We start from the raw sequence: 22,194 nt of genomic DNA, 5'->3' as shown, positions 1-22,194 counted from the left end.
TCCTGACCGATCAGCCGAGGCTGCGTGCGGTGTTGATGACGTTGATGCCGTTGAAGCGCGCGGTGGACGAACCGTGCGAGACCGCCGAGACCTGGCCCGGCTGGCCCTTGCCGTCGAAGAACGAACCGCCCAGGCGGTAGTCGCGCTCGTCGGCGACGGCGGTGCAGGCATTCCAGAACTCCGGCGTGCGGATCTGGTAGGCCACGTCTTCCAGCATGCGGGTGATCTGGCCGTTCTTGATCTCGTAGAACAGCTGGCCGCCGAACTGCGCGTTGTAGCGCTGCTGGTCGATCGAGAACGAACCGTCACCGATGATGTAGATGCCGTTCTCCACGTCCTTGATCAGGTCGGGCACGCTCAGCGGCTTCTTGCCCGGTGCCATCGACACGTTGGCCATGCGCTGGAACTGCACGCTGGACCACGAGTCTGCATAGCAGCAGCCGTCGGACTCGGTCTTGCCGAGGATGTGGGCCTGGTCGCGGATGGTCTGGTAATCCACCAGCTTGCCGTTGCTGATCAGGTCCCAGCGCTTGCACTTCACGCCTTCATCGTCGTACGCCACCGCACCGAGGCTGCCCGGCTGGGTCTTGTCGGCGAAGATGTTGACCAGCTCGCTGCCGTACTGGAAATGCTGTTCGCGCTTGTCCAGGGTGGCGAAGCTGGTGCCGGCGTAGTTGGCTTCGTAGCCGAGCACGCGGTCCAGCTCCAGCGGGTGGCCGATCGACTCATGGATGGTCAGCCAGGTGTGCGACGGGTCGAGCACCAGATCGTACTTGCCCGGCTTCACCGACGGGGCCTTCAGCTTTTCCTGCGCCTGCTTGGCGGCGGCGATGGCATCTTCCTTCATGTTGTAGGAAGAGCTGTAGTTGACCACGCCATTCGGGCTGACCACCTTGCCGGCAGCCGCGCCGTCCAGATACTCGTAGCCCAGGCCCATCGGCGAGGACAGGCCTTCGCGGGTACGGAACTTGCCGCTGGACTTGTCGATGGCGGTGATCGTCATCGGTGCCCAGATGCGGTGCACGTCCTGGTCGATATAGGAACCATCGGTGGAGGCGAAGTACTTCTGCTCGTTGACCAGGAACAGCATCGAATTGACGAAGCTGGCGCCGGCGCCCATCGCCGCAGCGTTGACGTCCAGCAGCAGGCCGACCTTGTCCTTGATCGGCACTTCCATCGCATTCTTGCGGATAGGCGTGCGCCAGCTCACCTCACCCACGCCCGGCGCCTTGGCCAGCTGTACCGGTGCGGTCTGCACGCCGGCATTGGCCTTGGCGATTGCTGCGGCCTGCTGCGCGGCCTTGGCTACATCGGCCGTACCCAGCGCATTGGTGGCGGCGAAGCCCCAGGCACCGTTGACGATCACGCGGATGCCCACGCCGGTGGACTCGGTGTTCACCACGTTCTGCACCTTGTCCTCGCGGGTGATCACGAACTGCCGCAGGTAGCGGCCGATGCGCACGTCGCAGTAGGTGGCGCCGGCGCTGCGCGCAGCCTGCAGCGCGGCGTCGGCCAGGCGCTTCTTCAACGCCGGGTCGAGGCTGGACTGCAGCTGTTCGGCGGCGATCACCTTGCCGAAGAAGGAGGGCACGATCAGCCCGCCCGCGGTAAGCCCGGTCAGGGCAAGGAAGTCACGTCTTTGCAAGGCTGCTCTCCATGTCGAACGATGGGTGGCTCAAGCGCCGAGACTGCGCGCGGTGTTGATGATGTTGATGCCGTTGAAGCGGGTGGTGGACGAACCGTGCGAGACCGCCGAGACCTGGCCGGGCTGGCCCTTGCCGTCGAAGAACGAACCGCCGAGGCGGAAATCGCGCTCGTCGCAGATCGCGGCGCAGGCATTCCAGAATTCCGGCGTACGGATCTGGTAGGCCGCATCCTCGACCATGCCGGTGATCTTTCCGTCCTTGATCTGGTAGTACAGCTGGCCGCCGAACTGCGCGTTGTAGCGCTGCTGATCGATCGAGTACGAACCGCGGCCGTGGATGTAGATGCCGTTCTCCACGTCCTTGATCATGTCCTCGACGCTGAGCGGCTTCCTGCCCGGCGCCAGCGAGACGTTGGCCATGCGCTGGAACTGCACGCTGGACCAGGAGTCGGCATAGCTGCAGCCGTGCGAGGCATTGCGGCCGAGGATATGGGCCTCATCTCGCGTGGCCTGGTAGTCGACCAGGATGCCGTCGCGCACCAGATCCCAGCGCTGGGTCTTCACGCCTTCGTCGTCGTAGCCGACCGCGCCAAGGCTGCCCGGCTGGGTCTTGTCGGCGAAGAAGGAGACGATGTCACTGCCCCAGCGGAAGCCTGCATCGCGCTTGTCCAGCGTGGCGAAGCTGGTGCCGGCGTAGTTGGCTTCGTAGCCGAGCACGCGGTCAAGCTCCAGCGGGTGGCCGACGTTCTCGTGGATGGTCAGGAACAGGTTGGACGGGTCCAGCACCAGGTCGTACTTGCCCGGCTTCACCGATGGCGCCTTCAGCTTCTCGCGCGCGTGGCGGGCGGCGGCGATGGCGTCCTCGACCGGGTCGTAGGAATCGCGGTAGGCGGTGATGCCACCGGGCAGCTGCACCTTGCCGCGCGCATCGCCATCAAGGAACTCGTAGCCCATGCCCATCGGCGAGGACAGGCCGGCACGAGTGCGGAACCTGCCGCTGGCCTTGTCGATGGCGGTGGCAGTGAACGGCAGCCAGATGCGATGGATGTCCTGGTCGATGAACGAGCCGTCGCTGGAGGCGAAGTACTTCTGTTCATTGACCAGGAACAGGGTGGAATTGATGTAGTCGGCGCCCGCGTTCAGCGCGGCGGCGTTGAGTGCCAGCAACAGCTCGACCTTGTCCTGGATCGGCACCGCCATCGCGTTCCTGCGCACTGGGGTCTGCCAGCGCACCTCGCCCACCGACGGCGTCGGTGCCAGCTGCACCGGCCGGGTCTGGATGCCGGCGTTGGCGCGGGCGATCGCTGCGGCCTGCTCGACCGCCGCGCGCACGGCAGCCTCGGTCTGCTGGTGGGTAGCGGCAAAGCCCCAGGCGCCGTTGACGATCACCCGCACGCCGACACCGGACGATTCGCGGTTGGTCACATTGCCGACCTGGTGCTCGCGGGTGATGACCGACTGGTTGAGATAGCGGCCGATGCGCACGTCGCAGTAGCTGGCCTTGGCGGTGCGTGCGGCGGCGAGCGCAACGTCCGCCAGGCGTCTGCGCTGGGCGGTATCGACCGGGGCGAGCAGCTGCTCGGCGGCGATGGCACGGGAATGCGGCAGCAGCAGGCCCGCCAGGCCCAGACCGGAAAAAGCCAGGAACTCACGTCGTTGCACAGCGTTTCTCTCTCTCGCTTGCGTGCGGTTGGCAACGGGCCGGACCGATCACGTCAACTCCTCGACTTTCGCCAGCGCGGCGCGTCCGGGCAAGTGACTGCAGTCATGGTTGGGTGGGTTTCGGCAGGGCTTGCAGCCCTGCACCTGCTCAATGCAACGGCAACGGCAACGGCAACGGCCAAAGCCAGAGCGGCATTCCGTGGGTTGGCGGGGCGGTGTCGGACTGCGGGGACGCCGCAAGTACGTCCCTGTAGGCTTGGCAGCCGCATTCATGCGGCTGACACCCCGCAATCCGACACCGCCCCACCTTCGACAGGTTCACTCGGCTGTTGGTAGGTGTCGACCTTGGTCGACACGTCTGTCAGATATCGAAATGTATCCGGGGTCAGAGCCGTTCTCCTGCGGAAAACGGATCTGACCCCAAGAGCCGTTCCGACAGACCGCAGAAAACTGTCGAAGGCGGGGTGGGTCCGGTTGCGGGGGCGTGAGCGCCATGGATGGCGCGACCGAGCCTCCATGGATGGATTCACGGCGTCCCCCGCAACCGGACCCACCCCGCCATCCCCCAGGAAGCCCGCTGTTGCAGTTGCTTTGGCTGTTGCTGTTGCTCCGGCTCCTGCGGGTGCAGGGCTGCAAGCCCTGCAGACACCCCCTCGTGCACAATGGGGCCGACCCCGCCTGGACACCGTCCCTGATGTCGAGCAAGCCGTATTCAGAAGCCTGCGAGCGCAACCGCGAACCCATCGCCACCGCACTCGACCCGTGGATGGGCGACCGCCATCGGCTGCTGGAGATCGGCAGTGGCACCGGCCAGCACGCGGCGTTCTTCGCCGAGCGCTGGCCCTGGCTGCGCTGGCAGCCCAGCGATCATCCGGACCATCTGCCCGGCATCGAGGCCTGGCGCGCGGAGGCGGCGCTGCTCAATCTGCTGCCGCCGGTGGCACTGCAGGTGGAACTACCCCCGGCGCCGGGCCTGTCGTTGCCCGAGGGCAGCACGTTCGATGCCGCATTCAGTGCCAACACGTTGCACATCATGGGCTGGGAGCATGTGCAGGCGCTGTTCGCCGCGCTGCCGTCGGTGCTGCGGCATGGTGCGCTGCTGGCGGTGTACGGCCCGTTCAACTACGGCGGTCGCTACACCAGCGACAGCAACGCGCAGTTCGATGCCTGGCTGAAGGCGCGTGATCCACGCAGCGGCATCCGCGATGTGGAAGCGGTGCAGGCGCTGGCGGCGGACAACGGCTTCACCCGCCTGGGTGATGTGGCGATGCCGGCCAACAACCGGTTGCTGCTGTGGCGGCTGGGGTGATCAGGCGTCCGGCGACATGCTGGAAAGGCGTGCCGCCGCAGCGCGCAGCCCGTTGAAAATGGGTTCGGACACGTTTACGGGGAAATCACTTGGGAGCTGACGCGTGACCTGCTCGATGGCGGGTTCGACGGCTGCGATCAGCGCTTCGATCCACGGCTCCGCACCATCAGCGACACCACAGGCGCGTGCGGTTTCGTTCCAATGGCGTCGTCGCACAAGGTGCAGCTTCCGGTGGCGATTCTTGCCCTGGACGGACATGGCGAGCTGTGCATTCCGCGGGTCGAGCTGGTTTGGCCCCCTACCCAGGATGGGATGCACCGACAATACGTCGTAGACGGGTGTCAGGCGGAAGCGTCCACCGGCTTCGAGGTAAACACTGAAGTTCTTGGCATGTCCATCGGTTGCAGCCAACATCCAGAAAAGAATCTGCGTCTTGAAGAAGGTCGCCCGATCCTCGAAATGCTCGGATTGTCGAAGCAGATCCATGATGGTCACGATGCCTGGGCCGCCATCGGATTCATACTTCCTGGCAGCGGGCAGACCGAAGACCTGGCACATGTCTTCCTGCGGCAGCCGCAGCCACCACCGGCGATCCGCAGAAAGGCGGCGGTCGAATCGCTCCACAATAAGCGCGCGTTCGTCCTTGAAGCGTCCCATCTGCGTATTCGCAACGGGGATTCCAAAGGCGGAAAGCAGTTGCATGCAAAGCCATTCGTTCTCGACGGATTGGTGCATGTCCGCCCGCATGTTGCCCACAATGCCAAGCGGCAGCTTGAAGATATGGGTGGATGGGGTACTGCCGGTAGGAATGCACCACTGGCCAGCATGCAGCAGAAGTCCCGTCTTCTCCTGCGCACCGGCGATGGATATGCGGAACGCATCATCACTGGTGGGTGCGCCAGGCAGGTTCCCTGTCGTCACCTGACGCAGGATCGCAGCGACGCCTGATTCGTCCAACGCTTCGCACGTAATCTGCTGGATGTCCCCCGGTGTATGCGAAAGCGGCAGCAGTTGCGCTGCGCCGACGCAATCCCGGCCAATGGCTTCGAGAAGATCGAATGTGTCGCTGCTGCGCGTGGAGAACCTGTCGCGGATCCGGTTGCGGATGACACCGTTGTCGGGAAGAAGGTTGTCGAAGTAGTTGTTGACGACATTACCCCGATGGCTCTCGCCCTCCGGGAGCAGGGGCAGTGAGAGTGACATCGGCCGGGACTGGGCGGAGCTGATCCACGAGTCGACGTACGAAAGCCGGGAAGAGCCGCTCCGGACATCATCCCAGAGCGCGACCTCGACACCATTCATCCAGACCCGCAGCGTACCCATGGCTCACCACTCCAACGTTGACGTTGTCTCCGGGGGACTTCGCTGCTGCAATCTGACTTCCAGACCCAGCACTGCCCAGACCCGCATCAGCCGTTCGAAGCTTGCCGATGCCGGGTCGCGCTCCAATGCGCCTACTGCCTGGCGGCTTATGCCGAGCTGTGCCGCCAACTGCGCCTGGCTCAGGCCCGCCTGGCGCCTGAACGCACGCATCAGCGGTGCCAGTTGTTGAGGTGTCCTCACCGTGTGCAGCGGCCTGTCCATATCGGCAGTCCCCGAGAAAGTGACCGTACGCGAGCGTGTACGCAAGGGATAGGTTGCATTACGACAAGCAACCTATCTCTTTCCTTCGCTGGAGGCAACCTATCGATTGCTATCTCAGTATGCAATCAATAGGTTGCTTTTGCGCCGTCAGCGGCGCTCAAGCCACCTGCACGATATGCAGCGCCTTCGGGTTTCGCCACTGCGCCAGCAGGGCGGCTTCGCGCGCCTTGGCCTGCTCGAAATGCGCTTCCTTGACGTGGCCGAAGCCGCGGATGTGCTCGGGCACGCTGGCGATTTCCACCGCCAGTGCCAGGCGGCCGTCTTCCAGGCCGTCCAGCAGCAGCTGCACGGTGGCCTCGTAGTCACCGATCAGCTTGCGCTCCATGCGGCGTTCCTCGGTGCGGCCGAACACATCAAGTCGGCCGCCACGCAGGAACTTCAGCTTGGCCAGCAGGCCGAAGGCCTTGAACATCCAAGGGCCATATTCCTTCTTCAGCAACCGGCCCTGCTCGTCCTTCTTGGCGAACAGCGGCGGTGCCAGGTGGAAGCGCAGCTGGTAATCGCCCTCGAACTGCTGCTGCAGGCGGCGCTGGAAGTCACCGCTGGTGTACAGGCGGGCCACTTCGTACTCGTCCTTGTAGGCCATCAGCTTGAACAGGTAGCGGGCCACGGTCTCGGTCAATGCAGTGGAACCGCCGATGCGGTCGGCTTCGGCGGCGCGCACGCGCTCGACCAGGCTGCGATAGCGGTTGGCGTAGGCGTCGTCCTGGTACTCGACCAGGAAGGCCGCGCGGCGCTCGATCATTTCGTCCAGCGAGCGCGACAGGCGGGCGTCGTCCAGCGGCAGGAACGCCACGTCGCCACCGTGCGAGGGCAGGCCACGCAGTTCGCGCTCGTCGCCGGTATTGCGCGGTGCCGCGGTGGCACCCCATTCGTTGCCTTCCCACTCACCCGGCGGCAGCGGATGCAGCGGCCCCGGGGTGGTTTCGGTATCGGTGTGGCGGTTGCGCACCAGGCCAGCAGCCTGCTGCACGGCCTGCGGATCGACCACGGCCAGGCGGCCCCAGGCGAAGGCCTGCTGGTTCATCGCTACGGCCGCGCCGTTGAGTTCGATGGCGCGCATCAGCGACTCGAACGACAGCGGTACCAGGCCCTGCTGCCACGCATAGCCGAGGATGAACAGGTTGGCGGCGATCGCATCGCCGAGCAGCGCGGTGGCCAGCTGGGTGGCATCCAGCAGCAGCGGTTCCTCGCCACCCAGCGCCACGCGCACACCGGCCACGATGTCGGCGGCGGGGAACTGCATGTCCGGGCGGGTGGTGAAGGTACCGGGCATCGCTTCGTAGGTGTTCAGCACCACCTGCGAACGGCCGGCACGCACCTTCGACAGGGCCCAGTAGTCGTTGACCACCACCATGTCGCAGCCCACCACCAGGTCGGCTTCGCCGGCGGCGATGCGCACGGCGTGGATGTCTTCAGGGCGACGGGCAATGCGGATATGCGTGGTCACCGCGCCGCCCTTCTGTGCCAGGCCGGTCTGGTCGAGCACGGTCGCACCCTTGCCTTCCAGGTGGCCGGCCATGCCCAGCAGCGCGCCGATGGTCACCACGCCGGTACCGCCGACGCCGGTGATCAGGATGTTCCAGGGCTGTTCGAGGGTGCCGCGGATGGCCGGTGCCGGCAGGTTGTCCAGCAGGGTGGAAGCATCGCGCTTGCTGCCCTTGCGCGGCTGGCCACCGTGCACGGTGACGAAGCTCGGGCAGAAACCGTTCACGCAGGAATAGTCCTTGTTGCAGTTGGACTGATCGATCTCGCGCTTGCGCCCGAACTCGGTTTCCTTCGGCAGCACCGACACGCAGAAGCTCTTCTTGCCGCAGTCGCCACAGCCTTCGCAGACCAGCGAATTGATCAGCACGCGCTTCTGCGGATCTTCCAGCTTGCCGCGCTTGCGGCGGCGGCGCTTCTCGGTGGCGCAGGTCTGTTCGTAGATCAGGATCGAAACACCCTTCACCTCGCGCAGGCGCTTCTGCACCTCATCCAGCTCGCTGCGGTCGTGGAACTCGACGTCGCTGGGGAAGTGCTCGCGCTGGCCGGTCCACTTGCCGATGTTGTCCGACAGCACCACGATGGTGTGGATGCCTTCGGCGCGCATCTGCTTTGCGATGTCGGGCACGCTCAGCGGGCCGTCCACCGGCTGGCCGCCGGTCATCGCCACCGCGTCGTTGTAGAGGATCTTGTAGGTGATGTTGACGCCGGCGGCGACCGCCTGGCGGATCGCCAGCGAGCCGCTGTGGAAATAGGTGCCGTCGCCCAGATTCTGGAATACGTGCGGGGTGTCGGTGAACGGCGCCTGCCCGGCCCAGGTCACGCCTTCGCCGCCCATGTGAGTGAAGGTGTCGGTGCTGCGGTCCATCCAGGTCACCATGTAGTGGCAACCGATGCCGGCCAGCGCCCGCGAGCCTTCCGGCACCTGGGTGGAGGTGTTGTGCGGGCAGCCCGAGCAGTAGTGCGGTACGCGCGGGAAGCTGGCGCGCGGCAACGCAAGCTCGGCTTCCTTCTCCTGCATCCACTGCAGGCGCTGCTCGATCGATTCGTTGTTGAAGAACTTCTGGATGCGGCGACCGATCACGCCGGCGATGGTGGCCGGCGTCAGCTCACCGGTGGACGGCAGGATCCATTCGCCGCTTTCATCGTACTTGCCGACGATGGACGGGCGCTGGCCCCAGCTGGCCGGCCAGTTGAAGAACTGTTCCTTCATCTGGCGCTCGATGAAGGCACGCTTCTCCTCCACCACGATGATGTCTTCCAGGCCCTGCGCGAAGCGCGCGATGCCCTGCGGTTCCAGCGGCCAGGTCATGCCGACCTTGTACACGCGGATGCCGATGTCGGCGCACGCGACTTCATCCAGGCCCAGGTATTCCAGCGCCTGCAGCACGTCCAGGTAGCTCTTGCCGGTGGTGACGATGCCCAGCCGCGCGCGTGGGGCATCCATCACCACCTTGTCGATGCCGTTGGCACGGGCGAACGCTTGTGCAGCCTTCACCGCATAGCGGTGCAGGCGCATCTCCTGGTCCAGCGGCGGGTCCGGCCAGCGGATGTTGAGGCCAGCCGACGGCATCTCGAAATCTTCCGGCAGCACGATGCGGCGCGCCATCGGATCGACCTCCACCGAGGCCGAGGATTCCACCGTCTCGGCGATGGTCTTGAAGCCGACCCAGCGCCCGGTGTAACGGCTCATTGCCCAGCCGAGCAGGCCCATGTCGAGGATGTCCTGCACGCCGGCCGGGTTCAGCACCGGCATCATCGCGCTGACGAACTCGTCTTCGCTGCCGTGCGGCAGGGTCGAGCTGCGGCAGGCATGGTCGTCGGCCGCCAGTGCCAGCACGCCACCATAACGCGAGGTGCCGGCTGCATTGGCGTGCTTGAACACGTCGCCGCAACGGTCCACACCCGGGCCCTTGCCGTACCACATGCCGAACACGCCCTGCACGTTGGCGCCGGGGAACAGGTTGGTCTGCTGCGTGCCCCACACCATGGTGGCGCCCAGGTCCTCGTTCAGGCCCGGGGTGAACTTCACCTTGGCTGCTTCAAGGTGCTTGCGCGCGCGCCACAGCTCCAGGTCGAAGCCACCCAGCGGGCTGCCACGGTAGCCGCTGACAAAGCCGGCGCTGTCGATGCCTTCGGCGGCGTCGCGCAGCCGCTGCATCAGCGGCAGCCGCACCAGCGCCTGCACGCCACTCAGGTAGATCCGCCCCTCGCTGCGGGTGTACTTGTGGTCGAGCGTGTAATCACGGTCGAGCAGGTCGGCGGACGAGGGCGAAGTGAGTTGCGCGGTACTGGTCATGGCTGGCCCGGTAGGATCGGCTGGCACCGGCCGCGTGCAGGCACGCGACGGGAAAGGCGCGAATTGTAGCAGCGGGGCCGCGAGGCCCCGGCACTCGCGCCCGCGGCGGTGCTGGGGTTAGGATCGGGGAGAGAGAGGGAGGCTGCAGTTGCGGCCTGGGGAGAAGGGATGTCAGTTCCAGGAAAGATCCTGGCCAGCGTGCTGCTGGCCTCGGGAGTGGCCACTGCGTGGGCCGCGCCGGCCGTGCCGGCACCACAGGAGTTCTACTTCGACAACGATCTGGCGGCCACGCCGATGGTGGCGGTGCAGGGCGAGGGCGATGAGCTGGTGGCCCAGCTGGTCAAGCTGCGTGAGCGCGGCCGCCGCGCGGTGGAAGCGACGGTGCAGCTGGCATCGGTGGCCGGTGCGCAGGGCCGGGGCGAGCTGGCCGAGCAGCTGTATGGCGAGGCGATGAAAGAGGCGCCGGCACAGAGCAGCAGTGGCCGCAGCGTGCGCTGGAACTACGGTTGGGACCTGCTGCGCCAGGGCAAGCCGGAGGCGGCGCTGGAACAGTGGCTGGTATCGGCCAGCAACGCCCGTACGAAGCCCACCTGGGTGCCACCGACCTATGCGTTGGCATTGTGGCGGATGGGGCAGAAGCAGGAGGCGGTGCAGTGGTATGCGGCTGCGGTACGCACCGAGCCGACGCAGTGGAGTACCACGGCCAACTATGGGCAGCTGCTGCCGCAGTGGCGTGAGGATGAGCGCGCGTCGCTGGCCGAGGTGCAGCAGGCCTGGGCGGCCGCACCGCCTGCCTGGCCCTGAGGGAAGGGGTTCGGCCGGGTTGCACCCGGCACCCGCAGAGGCAACAGCTGAAGCAACAGCAACAGCCGAAGCAACAGCGGGCTTCCTGCGGGATGGCGGGGCACTGTGGGTTTGCGGGGCCGCCGTAAACCCGTCCATGGGGGCTTGGTCGCCGCATCCATGCGGCTCACACCCCGCAAACCCACAGTGCCCCGCCTTCGACAGATTCCGGCAGCTGTTGGTAGGTGTCGACCTTGGTCGACACGGTAGATCCACGCCATGCGTGGATGAATCTGTATCGGAATCGACTATTCGATATCTGATCGAAATGCAGCCGAGTGTGGGCTCGGCTCAGCAAAGAGCGGCCGGCCAAGCGCGGCTTTTGATGTTCACAGTCAACCAGCCGCCACGAGGGGCTGCGCCGTTCGCTGGAAACCCCTCAGTCGTCCGCGGAAACCGTCCGTCCCGACGCCCACGCACGCAGTGCTTCTACCCGCTCTGCCATCAGCACCGACAGCGGTCGGGTGGCGCGGATCTCGGTCATCAGCAGCTCGGTGTCCAGCGGCCGGCCCTCGGCATGCGCCGCATACAGGCCAGCCACGATCGCCTGCTCGATCTCGGCGCCGGAAAAACCACTGGCGGCCGCCGCCAGCGCGGGCAGCGCGAAGTCGTCGGCGTTGAGCTGGCGCCGGCCCAGGTGCAGCCGCAGCAGTTCCACGCGCACGTCGGGCGAGGGCAGATCGACGAAGAAGATCTCGTCGAAGCGGCCCTTGCGCAGCAGCTCGGCGGGCAGCTCGTGCACCTGGTTGGCGGTGGCGACGATGAACACCGGCGCTTTGCGTTCGGCCATCCAGGTCAGCAGGTAACCGAGCACGCGGCGTGACACGCCGCCGTCCTCGCCTCCGCTGGCCAGGCCCTTCTCGATCTCGTCCATCCACAGCACGCAGGGCGCGAGTTGTTCGGCCGAGGCCAGTGCCTGGCGCAGGTTGGCTTCGGTCTCGCCGTGGTACTTGTTGTACAGCGCGCCCACGTCCAGGCGCAGCAGGGGCACGCCGAAGCCGGCGGCGGTGGCCTTGGCCAGCATCGACTTGCCGCAGCCCTGCACGCCCAGCAACAGCATGCCGCGCGGCGGGTCCAGCCCGGCCGGCGCCGAGCCGGCGATGAAGGCGACCCGGCGCTGGTTGATCCAGCGCTTGAGCCGGTTCGCTCCGGCCACGTCGCCGAAGCGCGCGCTGTCATGTTCGAAGAACAGGTGGCCGCTGCGGTTGAGCAGCTCGAACTTCAGACGCGCCAGCTGCGGCAGGTCGTCGTCGCGCAGTGCGCCGTCGGCGTAGATCAGCTGGCGCGCGATGCGCCGGGCATCGACCAGGCTCAGGCCCTGCAGGTTCTTCAGGATCTTCTTGACCGCTTCGCTGTCGACTTCAACCCGCCGACCGCCATGCTCGCGTGCATAGGCGTCGGCCTCCTCGCGCAGCATCTTCAACAGGGCGTTGGCATCGGGCAGGCGCGGGTTGAAGCGCACCGCCAGCGCTTCCAGCTCGGCCGGCAGCTCGACCTTGGCGCCGATCAGCACCAGCACGTGCGGCTCGCTGTGGCGGCGCTGGATCAGGTCGCGCAGTGCGCGCTGGTGGCTGGCATAGCCCAGGTAGGGGTGGAAATCGAGCAGCAGGTAGACCCCGCGCTGGTCGGCCTGGCGGATCATCTGCAGGGCCGCGCTGGCATCGGGCGGCCCGACCGCCGGGTCCTCGCTGTCCAGATCGATGCGGCGCAGGCCCTCGGTGATCGACCAGCGGTGCAGGGCCCGCCAGACGTGCATCAGCGTCTGCCGGAACAGCTCGACGATGCGACCCTCGTCCTGGGTCTCGATGACGATCAGTGGGGTATTGGCGCGGATCAACGCGCTCAGATCCTGCAGTTCGCTCATGCCGGTTCGATCCTTCGGGGGCGCCACGATAGCAAAGGCGATGGCCGCTGGTTCAGCACGACGCTACCTACCGTCACCATCACCGGTGTACGCTCGGGGCACGTACCCGGAAGCGAGGCTGGCATGAAGACGATCCTGGTGGCCGGTTCCAAGGGCGGGGTGGGCAAGACCACCGTCGCCACCCACCTGGCCGCGTACGCGGCATTGCAGGGCAAGGCCACGGTGATTGCCGATGCCGACCCGCAGGGTTCCAGCACCCGCTGGGCACAACGCCGTGCCGGGCTGGAAAGCGCGGTGCTCCCCATCGACGTGTACCGGAAGAAGCAGTGGGCGCAGAAGCTGCCCGACGGCACCGACACCGTCATCATCGATGCGCCGGCCGGTGCCCTGGCTGACGATATTCCCCATTTCCTCGACGCTGCCGACGCGGTGGTGGTACCGGTGCTGCCCTCGGCGCTGGACATCGAAGCGATCGTCGGCTTCCTCAACAGCCTGGCCCAGAACCCGCGCGTGCACAGCCGCAAGCTGCCGGTGGGGCTGGTGCTCAACCGTACCAAACCATGGACCCAGACCTCGCAGCAGGCGCTGCAGATGCTGGGTGAATGGCCGTACCCGGTGGTCGCGCAGCTGCGCGACAGCCAGAGCTATGTGGTCATGACCGGCCTGGGCCGCAGCCTGTTCGACTACCGCTCGGCCCAGGTGCGCGAGCACCAGGCCGACTGGGAGCCGCTGTTGTCCTGGCTGAAGCTTTGATGCCTGCGTCACTCTTTCTGCTGCATCCTCTTCTTCATGGAAACCCGCGATGCGTGAACTGATCCTGCTGCGCCATGCCCATGCCGAACCGGCTACCCCCGGCCAGGCCGACCTCGACCGGCCGTTGTCGCCGGTGGGGCTCGCCGAAGCCGAAGCCGCCGGCAAGTGGCTGAAGGAGAACAACCTGCTGCCGGACTGCGTGCTGTGCTCACCGGCGCGGCGCACCCGGGAGACCCTGGAAGCCGTGCTCGGCACCATCGGCTATGTCGAGAAGCGCCTGGAAGACCGCATCTACGAGGCCACCCCCGGCACCCTGGCGGCGCTGGTGGACGACCGCCGTGACCTCGACCGGGTGCTGATCGTCGGCCACAACCCCGGCCTGGAGCGCCTGGTGGCGTTGATGACGGAAGGCACCAGCAGCGACTATCGCGGCATGCCGCCGGCCGGCATTGCCGTGCTCGGCTTCCCGCGCGAGGCCTCGATCGAGCCGGGCGTGGCCAGCCTGAACGCGTTCTGGTGGCCGTGATCCAATGAGCCTGGCGCGGCGCAGCCGCTTTCTGCTGCCCGTGCTGCTGGCTTCCGGCGCGGCCTGGGCTGCCGCGCCACCGCCAACGCCCTTGCCGCCGGTGGTCGCTGAAGCGCACCGGGTCCTGCACCTGGATACCCAGCGCTCGCAGATCGGTTTCGAGGTGCGCACCCGCTTCGGGCAGCGCATCGAAGGCCTGTTCCCGCACTTCGAGGGTCGCATCGAGATCCTCTCCGACGGCCGCCACCAGGTGCACCTGAAGATGTTCACGCGCTCGGTCGAGATCCCCGGCAAGGCGCGCTACACCGGCTGGATGCGCGGCGAGGAGTTCTTCGACGCAGGCCGCCACCCGGTGGTCGAGTTCGACTCGCTGCCGTACTGGCCGGAGACCGTGGAAGACGGGGGCGACATCAACGGGCGGCTGACCCTGCGCGGGATCAGCCACCCCGAGACACTGAAGGTCGAGAAGGCGGATTGCGCCCGACCCGGCTATGATTGCGACGTCGTCAGCCGCGGTACCGTGCAGCGAGGCCGGTATGGAATGGACAGCTGGCAGCTTGCCTTGAGTGACCGAGTGACCTTCGTATTGCGAGCGCGCCTGAGCGAGGCGCCGAAACCGTGAACCTCCTGCTGCGTGTACTGGCGCTGGCAACCGTGTTGCTGGGCAGCGGTTGTGCATCGCTGTCCAATGCCGAGCGCGACCGCGCCGAAGCGATCGCCGTGCAGGCGCGCTCGATCCAGGTCGACTGCCAGCGCGCCGACCGCTGCGCACAGGATTCGCCGCTGCGGGCGTTGGCCGGCCGGGCGTTCACCGAATCCACCCCGGAGCAGCCGCGCCACTACGCCACCCTGCTGGACGAGGGGGAGGGCGCCCTGGTGGCGCGCCTGAACCTGCTGCGCAGTGCCACCCGCAGCATCGACCTGCAGACCTACATCTTCGACAAGGACGACAGCGCGCGGCTGGTCATCGACGAACTGCTGGCCGCGTCGCGGCGCGGGGTGAAGGTGCGGGTGCTGATCGACCAGCTCTCGGCGATCTCCGACCTGCAGATCCTCGGCGCATTGTCCGGTGCCCACCAGAATTTCCAGCTGAGGGTCTACAACCCGACCTTCGGCAAGGCCCGGCTGAACTACTTCGATTACGCCGGCAGCGTGCTGTGCTGCTTCCGTCGCTTCAACCAGCGCATGCACAACAAGCTGCTGGTGATCGACGATGCGATCGGCGTGGTCGGCGGCCGCAACTACCAGGACGACTATTACGACTGGGATCGCGAGTACAACTTCCGCGATCGCGACGTCATGATCGCCGGCCCGGAAGCGCGGGCGATGGCGGCCAACTTCGATGCGTTCTGGCGCGCCAAGCGCAGCGTGCCGGCCGAGCGCCTGAATGACGTGGGCCGCACCCTGCTGCGCGAAGGCGTGCCGGTGCTGCCGCCCGCCACGTTCCGCCGCCCGGAGCGGGTGCAGCGGGTCAGCGCTGAAGCCAATGACATGGAGTTCGTCACCCGTTCCTTCGTGGATACCGCGCTGCCGGTGGCCTCGGTGCGCTACGTCGCCGACCTGCCGCGCAAGCACCGCCGCGAGAAGGCCGATGCCCCGCTGGCCGGCCAGCACGTGACCGAGCCGCAGCTGGATGCACTGATCGCCGGCGCGCAGAAGGAAGTGATCCTGCAGACGCCGTACCTGGTGCTGTCCAAGCCGGCGCAGAAGCTGTTCCGCGAGCTGCGCAAGCGCCCGCAGCCGCCGCGCGTGGTGGTGTCCAGCAACAGCCTGGCGGCCACCGACAACCCGATCGTGTATGCGCTGTCGTACAAGTACAAGCGGCGCAACATGCGCGAACTGGGCTTCAACATCTTCGAATACAAGCCGTTCCCGCTGGATGCACCGGTCGACTACCGCAACCTGCTGCCCGACCCGATCGCCGCGCCCGGAGGCGACGACGACGGCGGGCGCAATCCGCTGATCGGCGGCAGCGCCGCTGGCAGCAATGCCGGTGGTGGCAGCGACGGGGATCTGGCCGCGCCCCGCAAGCAGGTGGCGGTGCATCATCCGCGTACCGGCAGTGCCTACCAGAACGCGCGCGAACGTCGCCGCGCCGCCGGCAGCGAGGTGGAAACGCGCCTGCTGCGCACCGAGACGCGTCCGTCGTTCCTGGGCAGCAAGGCGGTCAACAAGCCGTTGCCGGTCACCCGCAAGGGCGCCCGCATGGGCCTGCACGCCAAGTCGCTGGTGGTCGATCGCCGCATCGGCGTGGTCGGCACCCACAACTTCGATCCGCGCAGCGAGAACTACAACACCGAAGGCGCGGTGATCATCGACGATCCGGTGTTTGCCGAGCAGCTGGCCGAGAGCATCCTGCGCGATACCCATCCGCAGAACTCGTGGACAGTGGCGCCGCGGGCCAAGCCGCCAGTGCTGTCGGGCCTGAACTACAGCGTCGGCAAAGCCTCCGAAGCGCTGCCGATCCTCGACTTCTGGCCGTGGCGCTACGCCACCGACTACGAGTTCAAGCCCGGTCCGGACTGCCCGCAGCCGCTGCCACGGCAGGACCCGGCGTTCCACAACTGCTACGTCGCCGTCGGCGACTTCCCCGAAGTCAACGTCGGCCCGAAGTGGCTGCTGGTACGCATGCTGACTGCATTCGGCGCCGGCCTCGTTCCCATCCTCTGAAGGTGCCCGCATGACCCAGGTATTCCGCGAAGCCGTTTCCATCGAGCAGCTCAACGCGCTCAGCCGCAACACGGCGATCGAATCCCTCGGCATCGTCTTCAGCGCTGCGGGCGAAGACTGGCTGCAGGCCACCATGCCGGTGGACGAGCGCACCCGGCAGCCGTACGGCATCCTGCACGGCGGTGCCTCGGTGGTGCTGGCCGAGACCCTGGGCAGCAGCGCCGGCAACCTGTGCGTGGATACCGGCAAGCAGATCTGCGTGGGCCTGGAAATCAACGCCAACCACGTGCGCGCCGTGCGCTCGGGCACGGTCACCGGGACCGCCCGCGCGCTGCACGTCGGCCGCAGCACCCAGCTGTGGGAGATCCGCATCGAAGACGAGCAGGGCCGGCTGGTGTGCATCTCTCGGCTGACCCTGGCGGTGGTGGCCGCCGGCCACGGTTGAGCCCCCGGCGGGCGTGTTGACGGCGGCAGAACCCAGCGTTCCCCGCCGATTGCCCCGGTCAATGGCGGTTATGGCCTAAATCGGCTGGCAGCTGCTGCGGCGCTCCGGTATCGTGCGCGGATGACTTCCCCCACTCCGGCCCCCCGTGGCGGCGTGGCGCGTGTGTGCCGTTACCTGTACCGCGTACCGCTGCTGTTGGTCCACATCACCGTGTTCCTGCCGCTGATCCTGATCGGCATGCTCCCGCCGTGGGGCGAGCTGCGCGTGGGCGAGGATACCTTCGGGGCGAAGGTGGTGAACTGGTGGCAGGGCGGCCTGATGTGGATCTTCGGCTTCCGCCTGTCACGGGTGGGCCAGCCCTTGCCCGGTGCCGTGCTGTTCGTCGCCAACCACGTCAGCTGGGTCGACATCTCCATCCTGCACAGCCAGCGCATGATGGGCTTCGTCGCCAAGCGCGAAATCGCAAGCTGGCCGCTGGTCGGTTGGCTCGCCGCGCGCGGGCAGACCATCTTCCACCAGCGCGGCAACACCGAATCGCTCGGTGGCGTGATGCAGGTGATGGCCGATCGCCTGCGTGCCGGCAAGGCAGTAGGCGTGTTCCCGGAAGGGCGCACCCGCGGTGGCCATGAAGTGGGGCCGTTCCATGCCCGCATCTTCCAGGCCGCGGTCGAAACCGGTGTTCCGGTGCAGCCTGTGGCGCTGGTCTATGGGTTCAAGGGTGACGCACAGACCATCGTGGCATTCGGCCCGGGCGAGAGTTTCGCCGCCAATTTCCTGCGCCTGCTGGGTGAGCCGGCGCGGCATACCGAAGTGCATTTCCTGGAGCCGATCGGTACCCAGGACCTGGAAGGCCGTCGACGCATCGCGGAAACCTCGCGCGCGCGCATCGTGGCGGCCATGAGCACCGGCTGAGGGCACGGTGGCCCTGGTCCCGCCACCCGTCCTGGACGCCGGTACACCGACGTTGCATGCGACTGACTACCAGCCGCCGCGCTGGCTGCGCAATCCGCACCTGCAGTCGATGCTCAGCTCCAGCCGCATGCGCCTGCAGCGCGGCCTGCTGCTGCTGGCCGCCACCGGTGCGGTCAGCGAAGAGCTGATCCTCGACGGCGGTGATGGCGTGCGCCTGCAGGGCTGGCACAGCCATGTCGAAGGCCGCGAACCGAAGGGCATGGCCCTGCTGCTGCATGGCTGGGAGGGCAGTGCCGAATCCAGTTACATGCGCATGGCTGCCGCGCGCATGATCGAACAGGGTTTCGATGTGGTGCGGCTGAACTTCCGCGACCATGGCAACACCCACCATCTGAACCCCGGCATCTTCCACTCCAACCTGATCGATGAAGTGGTGCATGCCGCGGGTGACATCGCCCAGCGCTGGCCGCAGCTGCCGCTGGTGGCCGCCGGCTATTCGCTGGGTGGCAACTTCGTGCTGCGCCTGGCCCTGCGCGCGCCGGCTGCCGGCGTGCCGCTGCTGCGGGTGGCCTCGGTGTGCCCGGTGCTGGACCCGGGGCTGACGATGGAGAGCATCGAAAACGGCCCGGCGATGTACGACTGGTACTTCCGCCGCAAATGGGCCGGCTCGCTGCGCCGCAAGCGCGATCTGTTTCCCGAGCTGAGCGACTGCGACGACCGCGTGCTGAAGCTGGACATCCGTGCACTGACTGCCTGGCTGGTCGAACGGCACACCACCTTCGGCTCGCTGCAGGCCTATTTCGATGGCTATTCGATTGCCGGTGACCGCCTGTCCACCCTGCAGGTGCCGGCCGACATCCTGATGGCGCAGGACGACCCGGTGATCCCGTACGCGACTTTCAGCGATTGGCAGCTGCCGCGCCAGGCGCACCTGGAAACCGCCTGCTGGGGAGGCCACTGCGGCTTCCTGGAAAACTGGCGGGGTGACGGCTTCTCCGAGCGCTGGGTGGCGCAGCGCCTGCAGCGGGTGCTGGCGGGCTGAACCGGCACCGGTGCGTGGACCGCTACAATGCGGGTTTGCACTTGAACCGGACCGCCATGCAAGACCAGATCATCCAAGCGTTGCGCCAGAACCAGGCCGACCAGGCCGTGCAGCTGGCCCAGGCGTGGACCCGTGATGAACCCGGCCAGGCCGAAGCCCACCGCTGGCTGGCGCTTGCGCTGCAGCAGCAGGGCAAGGCCGAGGATGCGATGGAGGCGCTGCAGCAGGCGTTGCAGCTGGCCCCCGATGATGCCCAGCTGCACCTGCAGCACGCTGGCCTGCTGCTCGCCCTGCGCCAGTACCAGGGCGCTGACGAAGCGCTGGCACGTACCACCGGGCTTGACCCGAACTCATTCGCCGCCTACCTGATGCAGGCGCACCTGGCGATCGGCCGCAACGACTTCGATGAAGCCCAGCGCCTGTCCACGCTGGCCTCGCGCGTAGAGCCGGACCACCCGGAACTGCTGACCATCGACGGCATGATCGCGCTGCGCCGCGACGACCCGGATCGTGCGCTGACGCTGCTGTCGGCGGCCAACCAGGCGCAGCCCAACGACACCCGCGTGCTGTACGCACTGGGCTTCGCCTACCTGGGCAAGGACATGCTTGCCTTCGCCGAGCAGGCGTTCCGCCGCGTGCTGGAACTGAACCCGGCCATCAGCTCGCTGCATGGCCTGGTAGTGCAGTTGGCGCTGCGCCAGGGCAACCTGGAGGCGGCTGCCGAAGCGATGCAGATCGCGCTTCAGCAGGAAGGCATGGATACGCCGTCGATGCGTCGCCTGGCCGGTGAACTGTCGCTGCGCGGCGGCCAGCCGCTGCAGGCGCTGGACCATCTGCTGCCGTTGCTGGAATCGATCCCCGACGACCGCCAGGTGCTGCAGCTGCTGCTGATGTCCTGGCAGCGCCTGGGCCGCGAAGACGAGGCCCGCGCGCGCCTGGACGCGGCCCTGGAACAGCATCCGCAGCTGCATGACCTGTGGCTGGCACGCCTGGCCGTGGAAGAAGTCGGCAGCCCGACCGCCGCGGCGACCGTGGAGCGCTGGATGGACGCGATGCCGGGTCATCTGCCGGCACTGGAAGCACGCCTGCGCCTGCATGACATGGTGGGCGAACACGAACAGGCCGAAGCCATCGCCGAACGTATCGTCAGCCTCGAACCGGGCCGCGTCAGTGGCGAATCACGCCTGGTCGAAGGCCTGCTGCAGCGTGATCCGGTTGCCGCGATCGCGCGCGTGCAGGCGCTGATCGACAGGGCGCCGGACGGCCATCGCGCCGACCTGCGTACCTGGCTGGGTGAAATCCAGGACCGCGCTGGCCAGCCGGAACAGGCGCTGCAGACGTGGATGGCGCTGCAGGCCGACCAGGCACCGCAGCGCCTGCCGCTTCCACCGCAGGCCAAGGCGCCGCCGAGCTGGCCGGAGAAGGGCGAGATCGACAGTGATGCCAGCTCCGCGCCGATCTTCCTGTGGGGTGCGCCGGGTTCGGGTGTGGAGCGGGTTGCGACCGGCCTGGCGGCCGCCAGCCCGGTGCTGCGCAGTGACCGCTACACCAGCAATCCGCCGGATGATGCATTCCAGAACTACCACACGCTGCAGGACCTCGCCTCCGGCGTGCTGACCCCGGAGCGGCTGGTGCAGCGCTGGCGCGAGCAGCTGCCGGCGCGTGGCCTGCAGGGCGATGCCGTCATCGACTGGCTGCTGTGGTGGGACAACGCCCTGCTGTGGGCGCTGCGCCCGCAGCTGCCGCAGGGACGACTGGTGCTCGTGCTGCGTGACCCGCGCGACATGCTGCTGGACTGGGTGGCCTACGGCGCTGCCGCTCCGCTGGCGATGACCTCGCTGGCTGAAGCCAGCGAATGGCTGGCGCGCGGGCTGGCGCAGGTTGCCACCCTGCATGAGGAAGAACTGTATCCGCACGTGCTGCTGCGCATCGACCAGATCGGCAATGATCCGCACGCGATGGCCGAGCTGCTGGGACGCCTGTTCGAGCGGCAGATGCCGCCGGCCGCACAGCTGGGCGCACCGCGCTTCCCGCCGGGCCACTGGCGCAACTACCGCGACGTGATGAGCGCCGCCTTTGCCAAGCTCACCCCGATTGCGGTGCGCCTGGGTTACCCGGAAGAGTAAGGAGAAGCCGATGCAACTGAGCAGCCACAGCCTGACCAACGGCGCGCCGATCGACCGCGCGTTCGCCGCCGGCGATGCCACCGGCTTCGCGCCGGACCGCAATCCGCACCTGGCCTGGAACGGCGCACCGGAAGGCACGCGTTCGTTCCTGCTGGTGTGCGTGGACCCGGATGTGCCGACCGTTGCGGAAACGGTCGGCCGCAGCGACATGACCGTGCCGCGCGACCAGCCGCGCTGCGACTTCGTGCACTGGGTGATGGCCGATATTCCGGCCTCGGTGCAGGAGATCGCCGCCGGCAGCTGCAGCGATGGCTTCGTGGTGAAGGGCAAGACCGCACCGGCTGGCCCGGCGGGCAGCCGCCAGGGCCTGAACGACTTCACCGGCTGGTTTGCGGGCAACCCGGACATGGCCGGCGATTATCTGGGCTATGACGGCCCGTATCCGCCGTTCAACGACGAACGCGTGCACCGCTATTTCTTCCGCGTGTTCGCGCTGGATGTGGCCTCGCTGGAGCTTCCGGCGCGCTTCACCGCCGCCGACGCATATCGCGCCATGCACGGCCACGTGCTGGCCGAAGCCGCACTGCATGGCACCTACACGTTGAACCCGGCGCTGGGCTGAGCGGCACGATGGGGAGAGCCGGCCGCTGGCCGGCTTTGCTTCTGTGGCGTCGAGCCATGCTCGACTCACCGTGAAAGCAGTCGAGATCCTATGTTCGCGGTCAAGCCTGCTGGAAGCAGGCTTGACCCACCTTCAGCATGGCCGGATCGAAGTCCCGGCCGCTTTTGAAGACACCCCAGGCGATCCTGGCCAGCTTTCTGGCCAGGATGTTGAAGACGGCGGTGCTGGGGTGACCGCGTTTTGACAGCTCGTCGTAGAGCGGTTGCCCCCGACGACACCGCTTGAGCCCCATGGCGGCCATGTAGAGCATCTGGCGCAGCACTGGCGCGCCCTGTTTGGACAGCCGA

The 22,194-nt window shown here is 67.1% G+C and carries 17 protein-coding genes and 1 pseudogene; 11 read left to right on the top strand and 7 right to left on the bottom strand.

Annotation, left to right across the window (positions count from 1 at the left end; all coding sequences use genetic code 11):
* Positions 1 to 10: 10 nt before the first annotated feature.
* Positions 11 to 1,645 (bottom strand): TldD/PmbA family protein, encoded by a 1,635-nt coding sequence (locus AC5O77_RS05460; RefSeq protein WP_317218495.1) that lies wholly within the window; start codon positions 1,643 to 1,645, stop codon positions 11 to 13.
* A 30-nt stretch (positions 1,646 to 1,675) separates the two neighbouring features.
* Positions 1,676 to 3,307, bottom strand: a complete 1,632-nt coding sequence (locus AC5O77_RS05455; protein ID WP_478057807.1) for a TldD/PmbA family protein — start codon at positions 3,305 to 3,307, stop codon at positions 1,676 to 1,678.
* Between the two features lie 694 nt (positions 3,308 to 4,001).
* On the opposite strand from AC5O77_RS05455, the gene AC5O77_RS05450 reads away from it, so the two are divergent.
* Complete coding sequence (locus AC5O77_RS05450; protein WP_049462868.1) at positions 4,002 to 4,616, top strand: DUF938 domain-containing protein; 615 nt, start codon at positions 4,002 to 4,004, stop codon at positions 4,614 to 4,616.
* Here the strand turns inward: AC5O77_RS05450 and AC5O77_RS05445 are convergent, their stop codons facing one another.
* The 3 genes from AC5O77_RS05445 to AC5O77_RS05435 all read right to left on the bottom strand — a co-directional run bounded on the left by AC5O77_RS05445 (position 4,617) and on the right by AC5O77_RS05435 (position 10,044).
* Positions 4,617 to 5,939 (bottom strand): type II toxin-antitoxin system HipA family toxin, encoded by a 1,323-nt coding sequence (locus AC5O77_RS05445; RefSeq protein ID WP_478057806.1) that lies wholly within the window; start codon positions 5,937 to 5,939, stop codon positions 4,617 to 4,619.
* 3 nt (positions 5,940 to 5,942) lie between these two features.
* Positions 5,943 to 6,200, bottom strand: a complete 258-nt coding sequence (locus AC5O77_RS05440; RefSeq protein WP_004134030.1) for a helix-turn-helix domain-containing protein — start codon at positions 6,198 to 6,200, stop codon at positions 5,943 to 5,945.
* A 157-nt stretch (positions 6,201 to 6,357) separates the two neighbouring features.
* Complete coding sequence (locus tag AC5O77_RS05435; RefSeq protein ID WP_478057805.1) at positions 6,358 to 10,044, bottom strand: indolepyruvate ferredoxin oxidoreductase family protein; 3,687 nt, start codon at positions 10,042 to 10,044, stop codon at positions 6,358 to 6,360.
* 168 nt (positions 10,045 to 10,212) lie between these two features.
* Between AC5O77_RS05435 and AC5O77_RS05430 the strand changes: the two genes are divergently transcribed.
* A complete protein-coding gene (locus AC5O77_RS05430) occupies positions 10,213 to 10,848 on the top strand; it encodes a tetratricopeptide repeat protein (RefSeq protein ID WP_032128715.1) in 636 nt (211 codons plus the stop codon).
* 418 nt (positions 10,849 to 11,266) lie between these two features.
* Here AC5O77_RS05430 and AC5O77_RS05425 read toward each other — a convergent pair whose 3' ends face one another.
* On the bottom strand, positions 11,267 to 12,751 hold the full coding sequence (locus tag AC5O77_RS05425) for an AAA family ATPase (RefSeq protein WP_478057804.1): 1,485 nt from the start codon (positions 12,749 to 12,751) through the stop codon (positions 11,267 to 11,269).
* A gap of 123 nt (positions 12,752 to 12,874) precedes the next feature.
* Here AC5O77_RS05425 and AC5O77_RS05420 point away from each other — a divergent pair, with 123 nt between their 5' ends.
* The 9 genes from AC5O77_RS05420 (at position 12,875) to AC5O77_RS05380 (ending at position 21,847) form a co-directional block, all read left to right on the top strand.
* Complete coding sequence (locus AC5O77_RS05420) at positions 12,875 to 13,504, top strand: nucleotide-binding protein (protein WP_010487235.1); 630 nt, start codon at positions 12,875 to 12,877, stop codon at positions 13,502 to 13,504.
* Between the two features lie 49 nt (positions 13,505 to 13,553).
* Positions 13,554 to 14,030, top strand: a complete 477-nt coding sequence (locus tag AC5O77_RS05415) for a SixA phosphatase family protein (RefSeq protein ID WP_005407539.1) — start codon at positions 13,554 to 13,556, stop codon at positions 14,028 to 14,030.
* Between the two features lie 4 nt (positions 14,031 to 14,034).
* On the top strand, positions 14,035 to 14,652 hold the full coding sequence (locus tag AC5O77_RS05410; RefSeq protein WP_032128717.1) for a YceI family protein: 618 nt from the start codon (positions 14,035 to 14,037) through the stop codon (positions 14,650 to 14,652).
* Complete coding sequence (locus AC5O77_RS05405; protein ID WP_049462234.1) at positions 14,649 to 16,700, top strand: phospholipase D family protein; 2,052 nt, start codon at positions 14,649 to 14,651, stop codon at positions 16,698 to 16,700. Before AC5O77_RS05410 ends, AC5O77_RS05405 begins: the two co-directional genes overlap by 4 nt.
* A 10-nt stretch (positions 16,701 to 16,710) precedes the next feature.
* On the top strand, positions 16,711 to 17,145 hold the full coding sequence (locus tag AC5O77_RS05400) for a hotdog fold thioesterase (protein WP_032128719.1): 435 nt from the start codon (positions 16,711 to 16,713) through the stop codon (positions 17,143 to 17,145).
* Between the two features lie 120 nt (positions 17,146 to 17,265).
* Entirely contained in the window at positions 17,266 to 18,057 is a 792-nt protein-coding gene (locus AC5O77_RS05395; RefSeq protein ID WP_032128720.1) for a lysophospholipid acyltransferase family protein, read from the top strand.
* Between the two features lie 52 nt (positions 18,058 to 18,109).
* Positions 18,110 to 19,099: a YheT family hydrolase gene (locus AC5O77_RS05390; protein ID WP_050509830.1), complete on the top strand. Its 990-nt coding sequence runs from the start codon at positions 18,110 to 18,112 to the stop codon at positions 19,097 to 19,099.
* Positions 19,100 to 19,155: 56 nt separating this feature from the next.
* Entirely contained in the window at positions 19,156 to 21,225 is a 2,070-nt protein-coding gene (locus AC5O77_RS05385; protein WP_032128722.1) for a tetratricopeptide repeat protein, read from the top strand.
* A 10-nt stretch (positions 21,226 to 21,235) separates the two neighbouring features.
* Entirely contained in the window at positions 21,236 to 21,847 is a 612-nt protein-coding gene (locus AC5O77_RS05380) for a YbhB/YbcL family Raf kinase inhibitor-like protein (RefSeq protein ID WP_049423164.1), read from the top strand.
* Between the two features lie 100 nt (positions 21,848 to 21,947).
* On the opposite strand, the pseudogene AC5O77_RS05375 reads toward AC5O77_RS05380, so the two are convergent.
* A pseudogene (locus AC5O77_RS05375) lies at positions 21,948 to 22,194 on the bottom strand (IS110 family transposase); the annotation flags it as partial.

This window comes from Stenotrophomonas sp. INTA L402-1, assembly GCF_059295135.1.
Note: the sequence above shows the minus strand (reverse complement) of the source record. Positions and strands in the feature narration are given on the sequence as shown.